Below are 17,158 nucleotides of genomic sequence, written 5' to 3'. Positions count from 1 at the left end.
CCACCCGCGCCCTCGCGACTACTCCACGGCGTCGGCGAACCGCGCGATCTCGGCGCGCCACGCCGTCGTGTCCCCGCCCGCGTCGCCCGCGTCGAGCTCACGCAGGCGCGGCAGCGCCGCGGCGAGCTCGGCGCGCGCCTCCTCGCCCGTGACGTCGCGGTGCGCGTCGAGCCACCCGAGCGCGGCCACCGCGGCGTCCGGGTCGGTCTCGCTTCCGAGCCGATCGAGCAGCGCGTCGGCGACCACCTCGAGGTCGCCCTCCCCCAGCGCCGCGCGGTCGACGAGCTCCAGCACCCCGCGCACCGCCCCGGCCGCCAGCGGCTCGACGGCGAGCACCCGCTCGATCAGCGCCGCCGCGCTCGCCGAGTCAGCGGCCGAGCGCAGCACCAGCTCCACGCCGGCGACGACGGCGACCGCGGGTGCCGAGGGAAGGTCGCCCAGGACGGTGGCCGAGTCCGCGCCGGAGGTGAGCCAGCCGCGGACGGTCGCGACCGCCGTCGGGAGGTCGTCGTCGCTCCCGACGAGTCCGCGCACCACGGGAGGCTCGACGACGAGCACGAGGACGTCGTCGCGCCCGTCCGGCCGCGCCTGGTCGGCGTAGGAGACGCGGCGCAGGAGGTCCGGAGGGAAGCGCAGCGCGCCCGGCGCCTCGCGCTGCCGCTCGGCCAGGGCCGTCTGGACCGTGAGCTCGACCGGGCCGTCGGGCGCGTCACCGAAGACGGCCGTGGCCGGTTCGACCTCGAGCGTGAGCGTGAACCCGCCGCCGCGGAACGCGGTCTCGCCGGCGCTCGCCGCGCGCTCGGTGAGCAGACGGGCCGAGCCGGTGTACGCCGTCGTCGCCTGCTCGACGAGCGTCAGCCAGGTCGAGGGGGCGGGGCTGCGTCGTGGCATCTCACCAGTTCCCGTTCACGATGGTGGCGACGTCGTTGGCGACGGGGTCGGTGTGCAGCGGCCACTTGCCTCCGCTGCCGTCGCCGGTCCCGGTCACCTTCGCGCCGGAGGTGGCGGCCGGCGTGACCACGCTCGCCGCGGGCGAGGCCGAGTTGAAGGTCACGGCGGTGGTGTAGTCGACCTCCCAGTCGGCCCAGTTGAGCATGATCGCGGAGGCGGTCGCCTTGTCCTTGACGGCGAGCCAGCTGCGGAAGCGGTCCTTGCCGTCCGTGCGGACGAGGTTCTGCTGGTTCGCGCCCGACCCCACGCTCCAGTCCTGGGTGCTGCTGGGGGTGTCGCTCATCGAGGTGGCCTTCGTGGAGGTGGCAGCGGCGTCGAAGGGCACCACGGTCTCGGGGCCGTACCAGGGCACGGCGCCCGCGTCGCCGTCGCGCACCGGCAGCACGGAGCAGGTGTCGGAGACGCTCTTGCGGTCGTCGAAGACCGTCGGCATGATCCGGGCGAGCAGGCCCGGGGAGTGGCCGGCGGGCTCGTAGTAGAAGTTGCGCGACGACCCGTAGACGGTCTGCAGGAAGCCGACCTCGTAGTTCCCCACGGCCGCTGCCGGACCCGTCGCCTTGACGCTGCCGCTGGCCGAGTAGGTCTGCGCGGACAGCTCGACCGTGGTCCCCGTCTTCGTGATCGCGAGCGCCTTGCCGACCGAGGCCCGGAAAGCGCTGGAGTCTAGCGTCACGGCGCCCGTGGCGGAGGCCGCCTTGCCCCCGAGGGTGGAGGACAGCATCCCCGCGACGTTGGCCAGGCCGCTGTCGGTGGTCGTGTACCGCGGGGCGGTGGCCGCGCGGGTGGCGCCCGAGGCACGTGCCGACGGCGAGCCGGACGAGGACGACGACCCCGATCGGGCCGAGCGGCGCGCGGCCAGCAGCGCGGACACCGCCTGGTTCCCGGCCCCGCGCTGCAGCGCGAGGAGGCCCCGCTCAGGGGCGTGAGCCTGGCCGTTCGCGGACGGTGCTCTCGTGACGCGCCCCGCCCCCGCGCGCTCGACCGGCTCCTCCTCGTGCGCGCGCTTCGTCGACATGGCGCCTCCCTCGTCCCCCCGATCCTCCACCCCCGCCCCCTCGGAGGGGTACCCGCGGGGTCGACCCGTTCGGGCAGGGCGTCCTGCCCCGACGGGTCGCGCTCACCCGAGCAGCCCAGTGCCCGGGCGGGCCGCACGCGGAAGGCGCCAGCTCGCCGTCGGGCACGCGCCCGAGCAGCCCGCGCGACGGCGAGACTCACGCGGAGGCGCCACCTCGCCGTCGGGCACGGAAGAACGCCCGCAGCTCCTCGCCGCACTCCTGCGCACGGACGCCGGTCACGACGTCGACGCGATGGTTGAGCCGCGGGTGCTGAACCACGTTCAGCACCGACCCGCACGCGCCTGCCTTGGGATCGCTCGCGCCGATCACGAGCGTGGGCAGCCGCGCGAGGACGAGGGCGCCGGCGCACATCGCGCACGGTTCGAGGGTCACGACGAGCGTGCAGCCCTCCAGCCGCCACTGCCCCAGGGTCGCGGCCGCCCCGCGCACCGCGAGGAGCTCGGCGTGGGCGGTGGGATCGCCGTCGGCCTCGCGCCGGTTGCGCCCGCGGCCGATCACGCGCCCGACGGCGTCCAGCACGATCGCGCCGACCGGCACGTCCTGCGTGGCGAGCGCCGCGCGCGCCTCGGCCAGCGCGAGTCCCATGAGCGCGTCACGGTCCGTGAGATCGGCGACACCGCTGCCGGGAATGAGCGCGGCGTCCGACGGCACGTGAGTCGCGGTCCGATCGCCCCCGGGGCGGTCATCCGCGGCAGCCCGGGGATCCGGCGACGGGGCGGCGCCGACGTGGGCCGACGAGGCGTCGGGGGGCTGCGCGGCGTGGTCCGGACTCACGCCGACCATCTTGCCGAACCCTCTTGCCGAATCGATACGAGTGCGGACTAGAATCGATTCGACCCCACCAGCGACGCCGTCTGCACGACCCGTGCGGCCGGCCTGGTGAACGCTCACATACGCAACGCGCCGCACCTCATCGACACCTGCACCACCACCCGAGATCTCCCCGGCCGGCACCCGACCCACACCCGAACCCGCACCGATACGGAACCCCAGGCACCACCGTGACGACGACGAACCTCACCTCAGGCTCCCCGCTCCGCCTCATCACCCTCTTCGCGCTCCCGCTGCTCGCGGGGCTCGTCCTGCAGCAGCTGTACTCCTTCGCCGACGCCGTCGTCGTGGGACGCACGCTGGGCATGGACGCGCTCGCCGCCGTCGGCGCGAGCGGCAGCATCATGTTCCTGCTCCTCGGCTTCACGATGGGGATGACGAACGGCTTCTCGATCCCGGTCGCGAAGGCGTTCGGGGCCGGGGACGCCGCGGGCGTGCGCCGCGCGGTCGCGACCGGCGCGGCGCTGTCGGCCGGGGCCGCGGTGCTGCTGACGCTCGTCGGCGTGCCGTTCTCCCGGCAGCTGCTCGTGTGGATGGCCACACCGGCATCGCTGCTCACCGACGCGACCACGTTCCTCACGGTGATCTTCGTGGGCTGCGCGTCGATGATCGCGTTCAACTTCCTCTCGGGCATCATCCGCGCGCTCGGCGACAGCCGCACGCCGCTGCTCTTCCTGACGATGTCGAGCCTGCTCAACATCGCGCTCGTCGTGGTGCTCATCCGGTTCGTCGGCATGGGGGTGGGCGGCGCGGCGCTGGCGACGGTGACGGCGCAGCTCGTCACGGTGTTCGCGTGCCTCGCCCTCATCGCGCGCCGGCTGCCGGCCCTGCGCCCGCAGCGCGCGGACTGGCGGCTGCGGCGCGGGCAGGTCGTGGAGTCGCTCCACCTGGGCCTGCCCATGGGCTTCAACATGTCGATCATCGCGATCGGTGCGCTCGTGCTGCAGTACGCGATCAACCGGCTCGGGTCGGAGGCAGTCGCCGCCTTCACCGCCGGCTCACGCGTGGACCAGCTCGCGATGACGGCGTTCCAGGCATTCGGCATGGCCACCGCGACGTACGTGGCCCAGAACCGCGGCGCCGCCCAGTGGTCGCGGATCCGCCAGGGCGTGCGCAGCACGCTATGGCTCGTGACCGGGATCTCGATCGCCGTCGGCCTCGCGTGCATGCTGTGGGGCCAGGAGATGGTCCGCGCCTTCGCGGGGGCCGACGCCCACGCGGACGCGATCGTGCACGACGCCCACACGCTGCTCCTCGTGAACGGCGGGCTCTACTGGATGCTCGCGCTGCTCTTCGTGCTCCGCTCCGCGCTCCAGGGCATGGGCCGCAGCGGCGTCCCGACCCTGTCGGGCGTCATGGAGCTCGTGCTGCGCTCGGCCGCGGCGCTCCTGCTCGTCGTGCCGCTGGGCTTCCTCGGCGCCTGCCTCGCCGCGCCCCTGGCGTGGCTCGGCGCGCTCGTGCCGCTCGCGATCGCCTGGCGCCTGCAGGTGCGTGACCTCGTCACGCGGACCGACGGCGAGCTCGTCTCCGCGGACGGCGCGCTCGCGCCCGTCGACGCGGAACGCGACGCCGAGCGCGACGCCGCGATCCCCGCTCTGGCGGCGCTCGCCGTCGAGGAGACCGGCGAGCCCGTGGTGGCGGCCGCTCGCGCCTGAGCGGCGGCTCGCGCCTGAGCGGCGGCTCGCGCCTGAGCGGCGCCCGCAACCAGCGGGGCGGCGGACGCCGGACCGATAGCCTGACGCCATGCGCGTCCACGTCGCCGACCACCCGCTCGTCGCCCACAAGCTCACCGTGCTCCGGCAGACGTCGACACCGTCCCCGGTGTTCCGTCAGCTGACGGAGGAGCTCGTCACGCTCCTCGCGTACGAGGCGACACGTGAGATCGCGGTCGAGCGCGTCGAGATCGACACGCCCGTGGCGCGCACCCTGGGCACCCACCTCACGCACCCGCGCCCGATGGTGGTGCCGATCCTGCGCGCGGGCCTCGGCATGCTCGAGGGGATGACGCGCCTGCTCCCGACGGCGGAGGTCGGCTTCCTCGGCCTGCAGCGCAACGAGGAGACGCTCGAGGCGATCACGTACGCCAACCGCCTGCCCGACGACCTCGCCGGCCGCCAGTGCTACGTGCTCGACCCGATGCTCGCCACCGGCGGCACGCTCGTCGCGGCGATCCAGTACCTCATCGAGCGCGGCGCGCGGCACGTCACGTGCATCACGCTGCTGTGCGCGCCGGAGGGCCTGGCCACGGTCGAGGCCGCCGTCGGCCACCACGCCGACGTCACGATCGTGACGGCCGCCGTCGACGAGCGGCTCAACGACAAGGGCTACATCGTGCCGGGACTCGGCGACGCGGGCGACCGGCTCTACGGCGTGGTCTGAGCCCGAGCCGGCCCTGGGCGGGGACTGAGCCCGAGCCGGCCCTCGACGGGGACTGAGCCCGAGCCGGCCCTCGGCGTGGGCGGCCATCGCTCCTCCGCACGCCGCCGTTCACTCCTGCGGCACCCCGGTCACACCTGCGGACGACCTCCCTCGCGGGCAGTCGGGCGCGACCGCCTCGTGCGCGTCATCGCAGGTCAGGGCGCTACGCCCGTAGCCGCCGCCAGCACTCATCCGCAGGTGTGCACCAGGCGTCCGCAGTTGTGCACCAGGGGTCCGCAGCTGTGCACCCGTCCGCCATCGGCGAGACCCGGCGTCGCACGACGTGCCCACCCTCCGGGCCCAGCGGGCCCGCGCAGCCCCGCAGCGCGCCCGGGGGCGGCGGCGCCACGCGCCACCGCCCCCGGGGTCGATGCGACCGACGGTCGCCTCCTGACCTGCGTCAGTTGGAGATGTACCCGTTCGGGTTGAGCACGTACTTCTTCGCCGCGCCGGCGTCGAAGTCGGCGTAGCCCTGCGGGGCGTCCTCGAGCGTGATCGGGGTGGCGTTGACGGCCTTCGCGATCTGCACCTTGTCGTGCAGGATCGCCATCATCAGCTGCCGGTTGTACTTCATCACCGGGCACTGGCCCGTGGTGAAGGACAGCGACTTAGCCCAGCCGAGCCCGAGCCGCAGCGACAGCGAGCCGGTCTTGGCGGCCTCGTCGATCCCGCCCGGATCGCCCGTCACGTAGAGCCCGGGGATGCCGAGCGCGCCACCGGCGGCCGTGATCGTCATGAGCGAGTTGAGCACCGTGGCGGGCGCTTCGTGGCTCGCGTCCGACCCGTGTCCGCCCGCCTCGAACCCGACGGCGTCGACGCCGGCGTCGACCTCGGGCACACCGAGGATCTGCTCGATCTGCTCACCCGGGTCGCCCTTGCTCACGTCGATCGTCTCGCAGCCGAACGAGCGCGCCTGCGCGAGCCGCTCCTCGTTGAGGTCGCCCACGCCCGCGGGGTCACCGCAGGCGTGTCGTCCCCGACGACGGGAAGCCGCGGCTGGAGCCGCGGCGGGTCGTCGGGGACGCTCCGACCCTAGGCATGCGGGTCAAGGAACCGCCAGGGCGGCCAAACGAATGTGCAACGGACGAGTCGCCGCGTGCACGCCCTCCCGCCCGCGTCGATCCCGGATCGGCCTTTCCCCCGACGGCGACGCATCGGCGCGCGGTTCGGCACACGTCGTGAGCGGCCGACTCGCCCACCACAATGGACCCATGAAGCAGGTGCTGCGGCTCGTCCTCAACGTGATCTGGCTCGTGCTGGCCGGGCTGCCGATGGCGCTCGGGTACGCCCTCGCCGGCGTGATCTGCTTCATCCTCGTCATCACGATCCCCTGGGGCATCGCCTCGTTCCGGATCGCGAGCTTCGTGCTCTGGCCCTTCGGCCGCACCGCCGTGGACCGCCCGACGGCGGGCGTCGCCTCCGCGGTCGGCAACGTCATCTGGATCGTCGTCGCGGGCATCTGGCTGGTGATCGGCCACATCGCCTCGGCGCTCGCGCTGGCCGTGACGATCATCGGCATCCCGCTCGCGATCGCCGAGATCAAGCTCATCCCGATCACGCTCACACCGCTGGGCAAGCAGATCGTGCCGAGCGACCGGCCGTTCGCCACCTACGGCGACACGCTCGCGGTCTGAGGGCGCCGAGACCATGAGCACGACCGACTTCGCCGCGCCCGCCGACCCCACCAGCGCGCCCGCGGGCGTCACGGTGTACCCCGCGCTCCAGTCCGACCCAGCGTCCTCCGCCGTCACCACCACCGCCGCCGTCACCACCACCGCCTCCGCCGCCGACGCCCCGCGCCCCGCCGTCCTCGTGCTCCCGGGCGGTGGCTACGGCCATTACGGCGAGCACGAGGCCGAGCCGGTCGCCCGCTGGCTGGCCGGCCTCGGGATGCACGCGTTCGTCCTGCGCTACCCCGTGCTCACCCCGCACCCCGCGCCGCTGAACGCCGCCCGCGCCGCGCTGGCGTGGGTGCGCGACGGCGAGCACGGCCTCGCCGTCGACGCCTCACGTGTCGCGGTGATCGGGTTCTCCGCGGGCGGCCACCTCGCGGCGCACCTCACCACCGACGCGGTGCGCGACGGCGTGGGGCCCGCCCGCCTCGTGCTCGGCTACCCCGTGATCTCGCTCGCGCACGAGACGCACGAGGGCTCGGCACGGAACCTGCTGGGGCCCGACGCGAGCGTCGCCGAGCGTCTGCGCCACTCCCCCGACCGCCTGGTCACGTCAGCGCACCCGCCGACCTTCGTCTGGCACACCGCGGACGACGGCGCGGTGCCGCTCTCGCACTCCCTGCGCTACACCGCCGCGCTGGCCGACGCGGACGTCCCGGTCGACCTGCACGTGTTCGCGCACGGGCGGCACGGCATCGGCCTGGCGCGGCCGGGCGTCGACCCCTCGCCGGCGGACCCGGCCGTCGTGCCGACCGACGACGCCGTGGAGTGGACCGGCCTGTGCGAGCGCTGGTTCGCCCGCGCCGGGTGGATCAGCGGCGAGCGCCTCGGCTGACGCAGCCGCTACCGCCTGGCGGCGGCCACGGCGGGCGACCACCCGTCGTCGTGGCGGCGCTGCACGCCGTCGAGCAGGAGGTCGAGCGCGAAGGCGAACTCGGCGTCCTCGTCACAGCCCGCGCCGGCGTGCTGCGCAGTTGTCGCCATCCGCACGATCGCGGGGTAGGTCACTGCGAAGGTTGCCATCGCGCGCGCGCGCTCGGTCGGATCGGCGGGAACCGCCGGCGTGGGCAGCACGTCTCGGGTGAAACCCCACATCCTGGTGGAGAGGGCGTGCATCGCGTGGTGGACGAGATCGGCCGACAGCCCGCCGTCGAACATCGTCGCCATGAGCGAGTCCAGGTAGGCGAGCACCGTGGGGCTCGCGAGCCGCCGCGTCTCGATCGCGTCCCGCGCCCAGGGGTGTGAGCGCAGCGCGGCGCGGGCGGTGAGGACGCGGTCGCGGGTCGCGTCGCGCCAGGACGCTCCGGACCGGGCCGGGGGGATCGACGCGACGACGCGGTCGAGCATCGCATCGATCAGCTCTTCCCGGCCGGTCACGTGCTTGTAGACCGCCATGGGCGTGACGTCGAGTCTGTCGCCGAGCCGTCGCATCGTGACGGCGTCGAGACCGTCACGGTCGGCGAGGGCGACGGCGGCGTCGACGATGCGGTCGCGATCGAGCGGTCGACGTCCGGGCGTTGACATGTGTACAGCGTAAACCTACGCTCGCCGAGTCGGGAGTTTACTGCGTACACCTCACGGAGGACGGCATGGCACACACCCCTCGGACCCACGCAGCAGCGGCCGGCGTCCTCTACCTCACGACCCACGTGACCTCGGTGCTCGCGGTTGCCGCCTACGGTTCCGGGCTGCTCGCGTGGGGGGTACTGCTGGAGCTCGGGCTCGCCGTCGGATGCGTGGGCACGGGCGTCCTGCTCTGGCTGCTCCTGCGTGGGACGGGGCCGGCGCGGGCCGCCACCTTCGCGCTCCTGCGCACCGTCGAGGCCGCCGTGATCCTCGCGGGGACGCTGCCGATGCTCGCGACGGCGTGGCTTCACGACGCGAGCGTCGGCAGCGCGCCGGACGGCCGCACGACTGCCAGCGACGGTGCGACGGCCGACCTGACCGCCGTCATCGGCGACGCCCTCGACCGTGTGCACACGGCGTCGTTCCTTGTCGGCCAGGGGCTGGTGATCAGCGTCAACACGATCGTCCTCGGCTGGCTACTGCTGGACTCGCGCGCCGTCCCCCGGGCGCTCGCGCTGCTCGGCCTCGCCGGCGGAGGCCTCGTGCTCACGAGCAACCTCGCGCAGCTGTTCGGCGCCATCCCGCTCAACGGTGCGGTCGCCGGGGCGTGCGCCGCCCCGGTGTTCGCGTTCGAGGTGTGGCTGGCGGTGCTCCTCATGGTGCGCGGGCTGCGCGTGGCACCCCCGCCCAGCACCATGCGCACCGACGATCCCGTGCCGCGGGAGCGTGCCGCCGATCCCGCATGACGGCGTCCACCCTGGGTGAGCGCTTCGTCATCGAGCCGCACTGTGCCACCATTGATCCAACCTTTGGGAGGGATCGTGCGCACTCGCCTGCTGCCCCGCACCGCCGTGGACCTCACCGAGATCGGCTTCGGAGCCGCCCAGCTCGGCAACCTCACCCGCGCCACCACGGCCGAGGACTCCACTGCCGCCGTTGATGCCGCGTGGCATGCTGGGATCCGCTACTTCGACACCGCGCCCCACTACGGCCTCGGCCTGTCCGAGCGACGCCTGGGTCGCGCCCTCGCCGCGTACCCACGCGACACCGTCGTGCTCTCGACAAAGGTCGGACGACTGCTCGAACCCAGCCCCGGGACGGCCGACGCCACGGACGACCAGGGCTTCGTGGTCCCGGCCACCACCCGCCGGCGCTGGGACTTCAGCCGTGATGGCGTGCTGCGCTCGCTCGAGGAGAGCCTGACCCGCCTCGGCACCGACCGCGTGGACGTCGTCTACCTCCACGACCCCGACGACCACGAGGCGTCCGCGTCGACCACGGGCGTCGAGACGCTCGCCGAGCTGCGTGACCAGGGCGTGGTGCGCGCGATCGGCGTCGGGATGAACCAGTCCGCGATGCCGACCCGGTTCGTGGAGCAGGGGCTCATCGACGCCGTGATGCTCGCCGGGCGCCTCACGGTGCTCGACCACGGCGCGCTCCTCGACCTCGTCCCCGCGGCGCGCGCGGCCGGCGTCGCGATCGTCGCCGCCGGCGTCTACAACTCCGGCATCCTCGCGCGGCCCGTGGTGCCCGAGCGTGCGTCGTTCGACTACCACGACGCGCCGCCGGAGCTGCTGGAGCGCGCCCGTGCGATCGCCGCCGTCGCCGCCCGGCACGACCTGACCCTGCCCCAGGTGGCGGTCCAGTACGCGCTCGCGTTCGACGTCGTGGCCTCCGTGGTGCTCGGCACGCGCACGGCCGAGCACGTCGCGGCCGCCGTCGCGAACCACGACGCCGCCGCACCGCCGCAGCTGTGGGCGGACCTCGTGGCCGCCGGCCTCCTCGACGCCCCACCCACCGGAGGGACCCCCGCATGAGCACCATCACCCGCGTCCGCGTGCACGACGTGCGCTTCCCCACCTCGCGCACGCTCGACGGCTCCGACGCCATGAACAAGGACGGCGACTACTCGGCCGCGTACGTCGTCCTCGGTACGGACGCCGCCGGGCCCGACGGCGAGCCCCTGACCGGCTACGGGTTCACCTTCACGATCGGTCGGGGCAACGACCTGTGCGTCGAGGCAGCGCGGCAGCGCGCACTCCCGCTCGTCGGGCGCGACGTCGATGAGGCGCTCGACGACCTCGGCGCCGTGTACCGCGAGCTCGCTGCCGACTCGCAGCTGCGCTGGCTCGGGCCCGAGAAGGGCGTGGTCCACCTGGCGATGGCCGCCGTGATGAACGCGCTGTGGGACATGGCCGCGCGTCGGGCCGGCAAACCGCTGTGGCGCATGCTCGTGGACATGACGCCGGAGCAGCTCGTCGATGTCGCTGACCTGCGCTACCTCTCCGACGCCCTCACCCGCGAGGAGGCGCTGGCGATCCTGCGCGCCGCTGAGCCGACCCGGGCGATGCGGATCGCCGACCTCGAGGCGCGTGGCGGCTATCCCTGCTACACCACGAGCGCGGGCTGGCTCGGCTACTCCGACGACAAGCTCCGCCGCCTCCTCGCCGAGGCGATCGACGAGGGCTACCGGCACGTCAAGCTCAAGGTCGGCGCGGACCTCGCCGAGGACGTCCGCCGGCTCACGATCGCGCGCGAGGTGATCGGCTGGGACGCCGCGCTCATGATCGACGCGAACCAGGTCTGGGACGTGCCGCAGGCCATCAAGTGGATGGAGCACCTCGCGCCATTCCGGCCGCTCTGGATCGAAGAGCCCACCAGCCCCGACGACGTGCTCGGCCACGCCGCGATCCGCCGCGCCGTCGCGCCCGTGGGCGTCGCGTCGGGCGAGCACGGCATGAACCGCGTGCTCTTCAAGCAGATGTTCCAGGCGCAGGCGCTCGACTTCTGCCAGCTCGACTCCGCGCGCCTCGCGTCGGTCAACGAGATCCTCGCCGTCTACCTCATGGCCGCGAAGTTCGGCGTGCCGGTCTGCCCGCACGCGGGCGGCGTGGGGCTGTGCGAGCTCGTCCAGCACCTGTCGATCCTCGACTACATCGCGATCTCGACCTCGCTGGAGAACCGCGTCACCGAGTTCGTCGACCACCTGCACGAGCACTTCACCGACCCGTGCGTCGTCGTCGACGGGCACTACACGCTCCCGACGGCGCCCGGCTACTCCGCCCGGATGCACCCGGACTCGGTAGCCGCCTTTTCCTACCCCGACGGCGCTGAGTGGCGAAGCTGATCGACGCGCACGCCCACGTCTGGTGAGAGGGCGCGCTCGACCACCCGTGCGTCCGCCGAAACTCGCGGCTCCAGCGGCTCAGCGGCTTCAGCCGGCTCAGCGGCTCCAACGCCTGCAACAGCTCCAGCTGCGTCTATGCCGGCTCGACGGCGTCGCGCGCCCGCCCGCGGGGGTCACCCCCGTCGAGCGCCACGCTGTAGGTGACCGGTGTGGTCGCGCGCCCGCCCGCGGGGGTCACCCAGCTCTCGCTCCGCGTAAGCGCAGGCCAGGTCACCGCCACAGCTCCGGGTGACAACAGGCCAGGTCCCCGCCACAGCTCCGGGAGAGCGCACGCCGGGCACGCGCCGCCACCCCCGGCCATGAGCTCGCAGCGCGTTGTGACAGCACTGCGACTGCCGGTCTGTCCCCGCATCGGTGGACGAACGTCCACGAGCGGCGATATCCCGCCACTCTCGCGCGATCTCATGGCCTTGCTACCGAGGTCCCCGCGCACTGCACAGCCACAGCGCTGTGGCTGTGCAGTGCGCGGATTGCCACTTCGTGCGTGGCGGCCGAGCCGTGAGAAGTGGCGAAGTGGTGCGGATCGCCGCTGCCTTCGCACGCACCGTGCACCGCGACCGCAGCCACAGGGCTGTCATCGCGTTCAATGGTCCGGCCGCCAGCGCCGCACCGCGGGCGGCAACCCAGGCCGTATGCGCGACGAGGCTCGCCATCGGACCCGTGCCTGCTTGGGTGCTGCTCGAGGTACTCCTTCACCCCGGCGAGTGGCCGGGACACCGGCCCCCTTAGTGGCCCGGGTGCTGCTCGAGGTACTCCTCCACCCCGGCGAGATGGCCGCCCATCCGCAGCCGGGCACGCTCCGGATTGTGGGCCACCAGCGCCGCGAGGATCGCGCGGTGCTCAGCATGGGCCAACCCCGTGGCGCCAGCTTCGTTCAGGCCGCGCCACACGCGCGCGCGGAACGTCTGGCCCACCAGGTGGTCGATGAGTGCGGCGAGCGGAGCGTTGCCGCTCGCCTCGGCGACGAGCCGGTGGAACTCCGAGTCGGCGGCCACGGCGGCCTCGACTCGCCTCTCGGCGATGCCATCGCCATCGCCATCGCCATCGACACCGCCGTCGCCTTCGGGCGGCGACGAGTCCCGCGCGAGCACGGCCTCGACCTCGGTGAGCACCTGCGCCATGCGCTCGAGCTGGGCTTCGCTCGCCCGCGCGGCCGCCAGCCCGACGGCCTCCACCTCGAGCGCACGTCGGACCGCCGCGAGGTGCACGTCGTGAGCGGAGGCGGGCAGGTCGGCGAGCACGTTGACCGAGCCGAGCACGCGGTGCGGCTCGAGGGACGTGACGTAGGTGCCGTCGCCCTGCCGGGTCTCCAGGATCCCGAGCGCGACGAGCGCCCGCACGCCCTCGCGCAGCGAACCGCGGGAGACGGCGAGCGAGGCGGCGAGGTCCTTCTCGACCGGGAGCCGGGCGCCGGCCACGAGGCGACCGTCGCGGATCATGGCACGGACGCCCTCGATCACCGCGTCGGTCTGGGTGCCCGGGCGCGCGGTGGGTTGAGCGGTGGTCTGGATGACGGGCGGGGTGGTGGTCTGGATGACGGGCGGAGCGGTGGTCTGAGTGGCGGCCGGCGCGGTGGTCTGAGCGGCGGGCGGAGCGGTGGTCTGAGCGATAGGGTGCGCGGTCGGTTGCGTGCTGGGGCCCGTCATGTCGGGATCCTAGCGAGCCCCTGGCAAATCATCTGATGACTGCTAGCGTCGAGTCTGTGACCGACGACGTGTCTCTCGCCGCTGCCTCCGCCTCCGAGACCAGCGCCGCCGCCTCCGACACCACGGCAGCCGCCCCTAACGTCGGGCTCGCCGCCAGCTCCTCCCCCGCCCTCCGCCTCCTCGCCGACCGCCCAGCCGAGGCCTGGACCGACGCCTACCCCGTGGGCAACGGGCGGATCGGCGCGATGGTGTTCGGCGGCGTCGCCCGCGACCGGCTCCAGGTCAACGACGGCACGCTCTGGTCGGGCTCGCCCGCCACGGCGGCCGGCTCGCCGCCGGCCCACGGCCCGCAGCTGCTCGAGTCGGCGCGCGAGGCGCTCGAGCGCGGCGACCTGCCCGCGGCCGACGCGGCGGTACGCGCGCTGCAGTCCGGGTTCGCGCAGGCGTACCAGCCGCTCGTGGACCTGTGGCTGGAGGTCGGCGGCGGGCGCGACGGCGAGACGCTGGGCACGTCGCGCCGAGGGCATGCCGCCGACTCGTCCGACGACTCCGCATCCACCCCTGCCGCCGAAGCACGCCCGCCCGACTACCGCCGCGAGCTGGACCTGGGGCACGCCGTCGTGCGCCACGGCTGGTCCACCGCGGACGGCGCGTGTGTCGTCGAGACGTTCGTCAGCGCGCCAGCGCAGGTGCTCGTCACCACCCGAGCCTTCGATCGGCTGACCGACCTCACGATCCGGCTGACGAGCGAGCACCCCGTCGCCGCGCCCGAGGCGACGGCCACCGGCGAGCATGCGGCCGCTCTCACGCTGACGACCGCGATGCCGTCCGAGGTGCGCCCGAACCGATGGGGCACGCCCGGGCACATCGAGTACGGCCCGGACATCGTGCGGTACGACGGCGAGTCGACGTCGGCCGCGGTCGCCGTCGCGCTGCGCACCGACGGCTCTGTGGAAGCCGACGGCACGGTCGCTGCAGGTGGCACGGTCGGTCCAGATGGTCAGGCGCTGCGCGTCCGGGGCGCCACCTGGGTGCGCGTGTTCCTCGCGACGGCGAGTGACGCCGTCGTGCCGGGCGGCGACGCCGCCGACCTGCTGACCAGGGCGAGCGAGAGGGCCGAGGCCGCAGCCGATGCCGACCCGGCGACCCTGCGCGCGGCGCACGAGGCGGACCACGCGGCGCTGTTCGACCGCGTCGCGCTCGACCTCGGTCCCGCACCGGACCCCGAGGCGACGACCGAGGCGCGCCTGCGCGCGCACTCCGAGGGCGTCGAGGATCCCGCGCTCACGGCGCTCGCGTTCCAGCTCGGGCGCTACCTTCTCGTCTCGGGGTCGCGCCCGGGCTCGGAGCCGCTCACGCTGCAGGGGCTGTGGAACGAGTCGGTGACGCCGCCGTGGAGCTGCGACTACACGGTCAACATCAACACCGAGATGAACTACTGGCCCGCGCACACCGCCAACCTGGCCGAGTGCGCCGAGCCGCTGCTGCCGTGGCTGGAGCGCGTCGCGGTGAGCGGGGCGGGCTGGGCGCGGACGCTGTACGACGCGCCGGGCTGGGTGGCGCACCACAACGTGGACCGGTGGGGCTTCGCGGGACCGGTCGGGGCGGGGGTCGACGACCCGTCGTGGTCGTTCTGGCCGATGGGCGGCGTGTGGCTGGCGCGGCACCTGCTCACGGACGCCGAGTTCACGGGCGACGTCGCGACGCTGCGCCGCGCGTGGCCGGTGGTCGCGGGCGCGGTCGAGTTCGCGCTCGCGTGGCTGCAGCCGCAGGCCGACGGCACGCTCGGAACGAGTCCGTCGACGAGTCCGGAGAACCTGTTCCTCGACGCCGGCGGCGCGCCCTGGGCGCTCTCGACCAGCACGACGAGCGACCTCGCGCTGGTACGCGACCTGTTCGACGGCGTGCTCGCCGTCGGGCCGCTGCTCGCTGCGGGCGACGGCGAGAGCGAGGGCGCCGATCCCGGGTTCCTCGCGCGCGTCCGCGACGCCCTCGACCGCCTCCCCGCGACACGCGTCACGGCGGACGGCCGGATCGCGGAGTGGTCGGACGACCCGCGCGAGCAGGACCCGCACCACCGCCACCAGTCCCACCTCATCGGGCTGTTCCCGGGGCGCGAGATCACGCCGTCGACGCCCGAGCTGATGGCCGCGGCACGGCGCACGCTCGAGGCGCGCGGGCCGGAGTCGACGGGCTGGTCGCTGGCGTGGCGGCTGTCGCTGTGGGCGCGGCTGCTCGACGCCGACCAGGTGGCGGCGACGGTGCGCCGGTTCCTCAACCCCGCGGACGACGCCGCGGCGTACACGGTGCTCGACGGCGGGGTCTATCGCAGCCTGCTGTGCGCGCACCCGCCGTTCCAGATCGACGGCAACTTCGGCTTCACGGCCGGAGTCGTGGAGGCGTTGCTGCAGTCGCACGAGGTGGGCGCGGACGACGTGCGCCTCCTGCGCCTGCTGCCCGCCTGCCCGTGGCCGACCGGGTCGGTGCGCGGACTCCGCGCGCGCGGCGGCATCACCGTCGACCTCGTCTGGCGCGACGGCGAGCTCACGACGGCGACGCTCACCGCCGACCGCGACGTCACCGTCCGCGTGCTCGCCCCCGGCGGGGAGGCGGCCGAGGCGGGCGAGACGGGGACGAGCGGCTGCGTGGTAGCACTCCCCGCCGGCGCTGCGACCACCCCGTTCGCGAGGTGATCTCCGTCCTTTCGCGAGAGGATTTCCGTCCTTTCGCGAGGTGATCTTCGTCCCGAGCGACAGGACAGTTCGCACCGACCCGCACCCGCGCCGCGCCGCGCCGAGCCGCGCGACGCGAAGGCATGACCCGCACCGTCTCGCGGTTCAGCTCACGTCGGGCCTGTCCGTCGGAACAAGCACGTCGCACCGCACTCCAGGAGCTCGCGCGAGGCGGCGGTCCATCGTGACAAGTCGGGCTCCGAGGTGTTCCGCGAGCGCCACATAGCTCGCGTCATAGGCGCCCATCACGTCCGCAAGAAGCCACACGCGAGAGCGAACCACCTCGAACGGCCACAGCTCGACGGGGAGTCTGGACAGGTTGGCGTCGACGCTGCGCGCCGCGTCAGCCGACAACAGCCCGGCGAGGCGTCGTCGGCGCAGCACGTTCGCGATCTCGAACGGCAGAATCGCGGGGGCGTGCAGGTCGGACTCGCTCAGAGAGGATGCGAGTTCGTCTGCGCGCGGACCCGGAACCAGCGCGATCGACAGCATGGCGGACGCATCGACGACGAGCCGACTCGCGGTGCTGGCTGGACCATCGGTGGAAGTCCCTGGCGGGTCGGTGCTGCGTCTCACCGACGGTCAGCGGCGATGTCGTCGATGAGCGCCCGGGGGTCCAGAGGCGGCAATGACGCCGCGTGGCGACGCAGGTCCGCGATGACCTCGACGGCGAGCGGCCGGTAGGCCAGGTCGACCAGCTGCAGCTTGAGGTACTCCTGCAGCGACCGCCCGGATCGTGCGGCGCGCGCCGCTAGCTCGTCGCGCACGTCGTTCGGGACATCGCGGATCGTCACATTGACTGACACGACCACATCGTACGTCGGGTGCATGCATTGTGCATGCACCCGATTTCCGATCGGCGCATCCCTCTCACCGCGGCCCGACGCCGACCCCCTGGTAGATCACGTGTCGCCTCAGGGCCGTGAACGAGAGGTCGGCGGTGGCCACGTCGCCGAGCGAGCGGGCGGACAGCCGGTAGGTCGATGACATTTGCTCCCCGGGGGCACGTCGGAACGTGCGGCGGGGGACATGTCGGGGATTGAAGTCCGTCGTTACCGCTGACGGGTCAGAACCTATC

15 protein-coding genes and 1 pseudogene are annotated in these 17,158 nt (G+C 73.6%); 8 read left to right on the top strand and 8 right to left on the bottom strand.

All coding sequences use genetic code 11. The annotated features are described in order from the left end of the window. Window positions 1-18: 18 nt before the first annotated feature. The 3 genes from AC3AQ1_RS10920 to tadA form a co-directional block, all read right to left on the bottom strand. A complete protein-coding gene (locus AC3AQ1_RS10920) occupies window positions 19-891 on the bottom strand; it encodes a hypothetical protein (protein WP_108718992.1) in 873 nt (290 codons plus the stop codon). 1 nt (window position 892) lies between these two features. Further along, the gene (locus AC3AQ1_RS10915) at window positions 893-1,966 is read right to left on the bottom strand and encodes a hypothetical protein (RefSeq protein WP_108718991.1); all 1,074 of its coding nucleotides are present in this window, start codon (window positions 1,964-1,966) and stop codon (window positions 893-895) included. A gap of 196 nt (window positions 1,967-2,162) precedes the next feature. Further along, on the bottom strand, window positions 2,163-2,612 hold the full coding sequence (tadA, locus tag AC3AQ1_RS10910; RefSeq protein ID WP_108720162.1) for a tRNA adenosine(34) deaminase TadA: 450 nt from the start codon (window positions 2,610-2,612) through the stop codon (window positions 2,163-2,165). Window positions 2,613-3,028: 416 nt separating this feature from the next. Between tadA and AC3AQ1_RS10905 the strand changes: the two genes are divergently transcribed. Both AC3AQ1_RS10905 and upp read left to right on the top strand, forming a co-directional pair. Further along, on the top strand, window positions 3,029-4,513 hold the full coding sequence (locus AC3AQ1_RS10905) for an MATE family efflux transporter (RefSeq protein WP_108718990.1): 1,485 nt from the start codon (window positions 3,029-3,031) through the stop codon (window positions 4,511-4,513). 88 nt (window positions 4,514-4,601) lie between these two features. Next, window positions 4,602-5,237: a uracil phosphoribosyltransferase gene (gene upp / locus AC3AQ1_RS10900; RefSeq protein ID WP_108718989.1), complete on the top strand. Its 636-nt coding sequence runs from the start codon at window positions 4,602-4,604 to the stop codon at window positions 5,235-5,237. Between the two features lie 439 nt (window positions 5,238-5,676). Here the strand turns inward: upp and AC3AQ1_RS10895 are convergent. Beyond that, window positions 5,677-6,222 (bottom strand): annotated as a pseudogene (locus AC3AQ1_RS10895) (formaldehyde dehydrogenase, glutathione-independent); the annotation flags it as partial. Window positions 6,223-6,487: 265 nt separating this feature from the next. On the opposite strand from AC3AQ1_RS10895, the gene AC3AQ1_RS10890 reads away from it, so the two are divergent. Next, complete coding sequence (locus tag AC3AQ1_RS10890) at window positions 6,488-6,910, top strand: YccF domain-containing protein (RefSeq protein ID WP_370445277.1); 423 nt, start codon at window positions 6,488-6,490, stop codon at window positions 6,908-6,910. Between the two features lie 13 nt (window positions 6,911-6,923). Beyond that, window positions 6,924-7,784, top strand: a complete 861-nt coding sequence (locus AC3AQ1_RS10885; protein WP_108718988.1) for an alpha/beta hydrolase — start codon at window positions 6,924-6,926, stop codon at window positions 7,782-7,784. Between the two features lie 8 nt (window positions 7,785-7,792). Here AC3AQ1_RS10885 and AC3AQ1_RS10880 read toward each other — a convergent pair whose 3' ends face one another. Further along, window positions 7,793-8,473, bottom strand: a complete 681-nt coding sequence (locus tag AC3AQ1_RS10880; protein ID WP_108718987.1) for a TetR/AcrR family transcriptional regulator C-terminal domain-containing protein — start codon at window positions 8,471-8,473, stop codon at window positions 7,793-7,795. 65 nt (window positions 8,474-8,538) lie between these two features. On the opposite strand from AC3AQ1_RS10880, the gene AC3AQ1_RS10875 reads away from it, so the two are divergent. The 3 genes from AC3AQ1_RS10875 to AC3AQ1_RS10865 all read left to right on the top strand — a co-directional run bounded on the left by AC3AQ1_RS10875 (window position 8,539) and on the right by AC3AQ1_RS10865 (window position 11,642). After that, the gene (locus AC3AQ1_RS10875; RefSeq protein WP_108718986.1) at window positions 8,539-9,261 is read left to right on the top strand and encodes a DUF4386 domain-containing protein; all 723 of its coding nucleotides are present in this window, start codon (window positions 8,539-8,541) and stop codon (window positions 9,259-9,261) included. Between the two features lie 75 nt (window positions 9,262-9,336). Next, window positions 9,337-10,332 carry an aldo/keto reductase gene (locus AC3AQ1_RS10870; RefSeq protein ID WP_108718985.1) on the top strand — a complete coding sequence of 332 codons (996 nt, stop codon included), beginning with the start codon at window positions 9,337-9,339 and terminating at the stop codon, window positions 10,330-10,332. Next, window positions 10,329-11,642: an L-fuconate dehydratase gene (locus AC3AQ1_RS10865; protein ID WP_108718984.1), complete on the top strand. Its 1,314-nt coding sequence runs from the start codon at window positions 10,329-10,331 to the stop codon at window positions 11,640-11,642. The genes AC3AQ1_RS10870 and AC3AQ1_RS10865 overlap by 4 nt, the downstream gene beginning before the upstream one ends. 785 nt (window positions 11,643-12,427) lie before the next feature. Here the strand turns inward: AC3AQ1_RS10865 and AC3AQ1_RS10860 are convergent. Then, window positions 12,428-13,348: a FadR/GntR family transcriptional regulator gene (locus tag AC3AQ1_RS10860; protein WP_199916467.1), complete on the bottom strand. Its 921-nt coding sequence runs from the start codon at window positions 13,346-13,348 to the stop codon at window positions 12,428-12,430. Between the two features lie 56 nt (window positions 13,349-13,404). Here AC3AQ1_RS10860 and AC3AQ1_RS10855 point away from each other — a divergent pair, with 56 nt between their 5' ends. After that, window positions 13,405-16,041, top strand: coding sequence for a glycosyl hydrolase family 95 catalytic domain-containing protein (locus AC3AQ1_RS10855; RefSeq protein ID WP_159096516.1), 2,637 nt, complete (start codon window positions 13,405-13,407; stop codon window positions 16,039-16,041). A 144-nt stretch (window positions 16,042-16,185) separates the two neighbouring features. Here AC3AQ1_RS10855 and AC3AQ1_RS10850 read toward each other — a convergent pair whose 3' ends face one another. Both AC3AQ1_RS10850 and AC3AQ1_RS10845 read right to left on the bottom strand, forming a co-directional pair. Continuing rightward, a complete protein-coding gene (locus AC3AQ1_RS10850; protein WP_108718982.1) occupies window positions 16,186-16,572 on the bottom strand; it encodes a type II toxin-antitoxin system VapC family toxin in 387 nt (128 codons plus the stop codon). 80 nt (window positions 16,573-16,652) lie between these two features. Next, a complete protein-coding gene (locus AC3AQ1_RS10845) occupies window positions 16,653-16,886 on the bottom strand; it encodes a FitA-like ribbon-helix-helix domain-containing protein (RefSeq protein WP_199916466.1) in 234 nt (77 codons plus the stop codon). Window positions 16,887-17,158: the final 272 nt, after the last annotated feature.

The organism is Miniimonas sp. S16 (assembly GCF_057748195.1).
The sequence above is the reverse complement of the archived record's forward strand: the minus strand, read 5'-3'. Positions and strand labels throughout refer to the sequence as shown.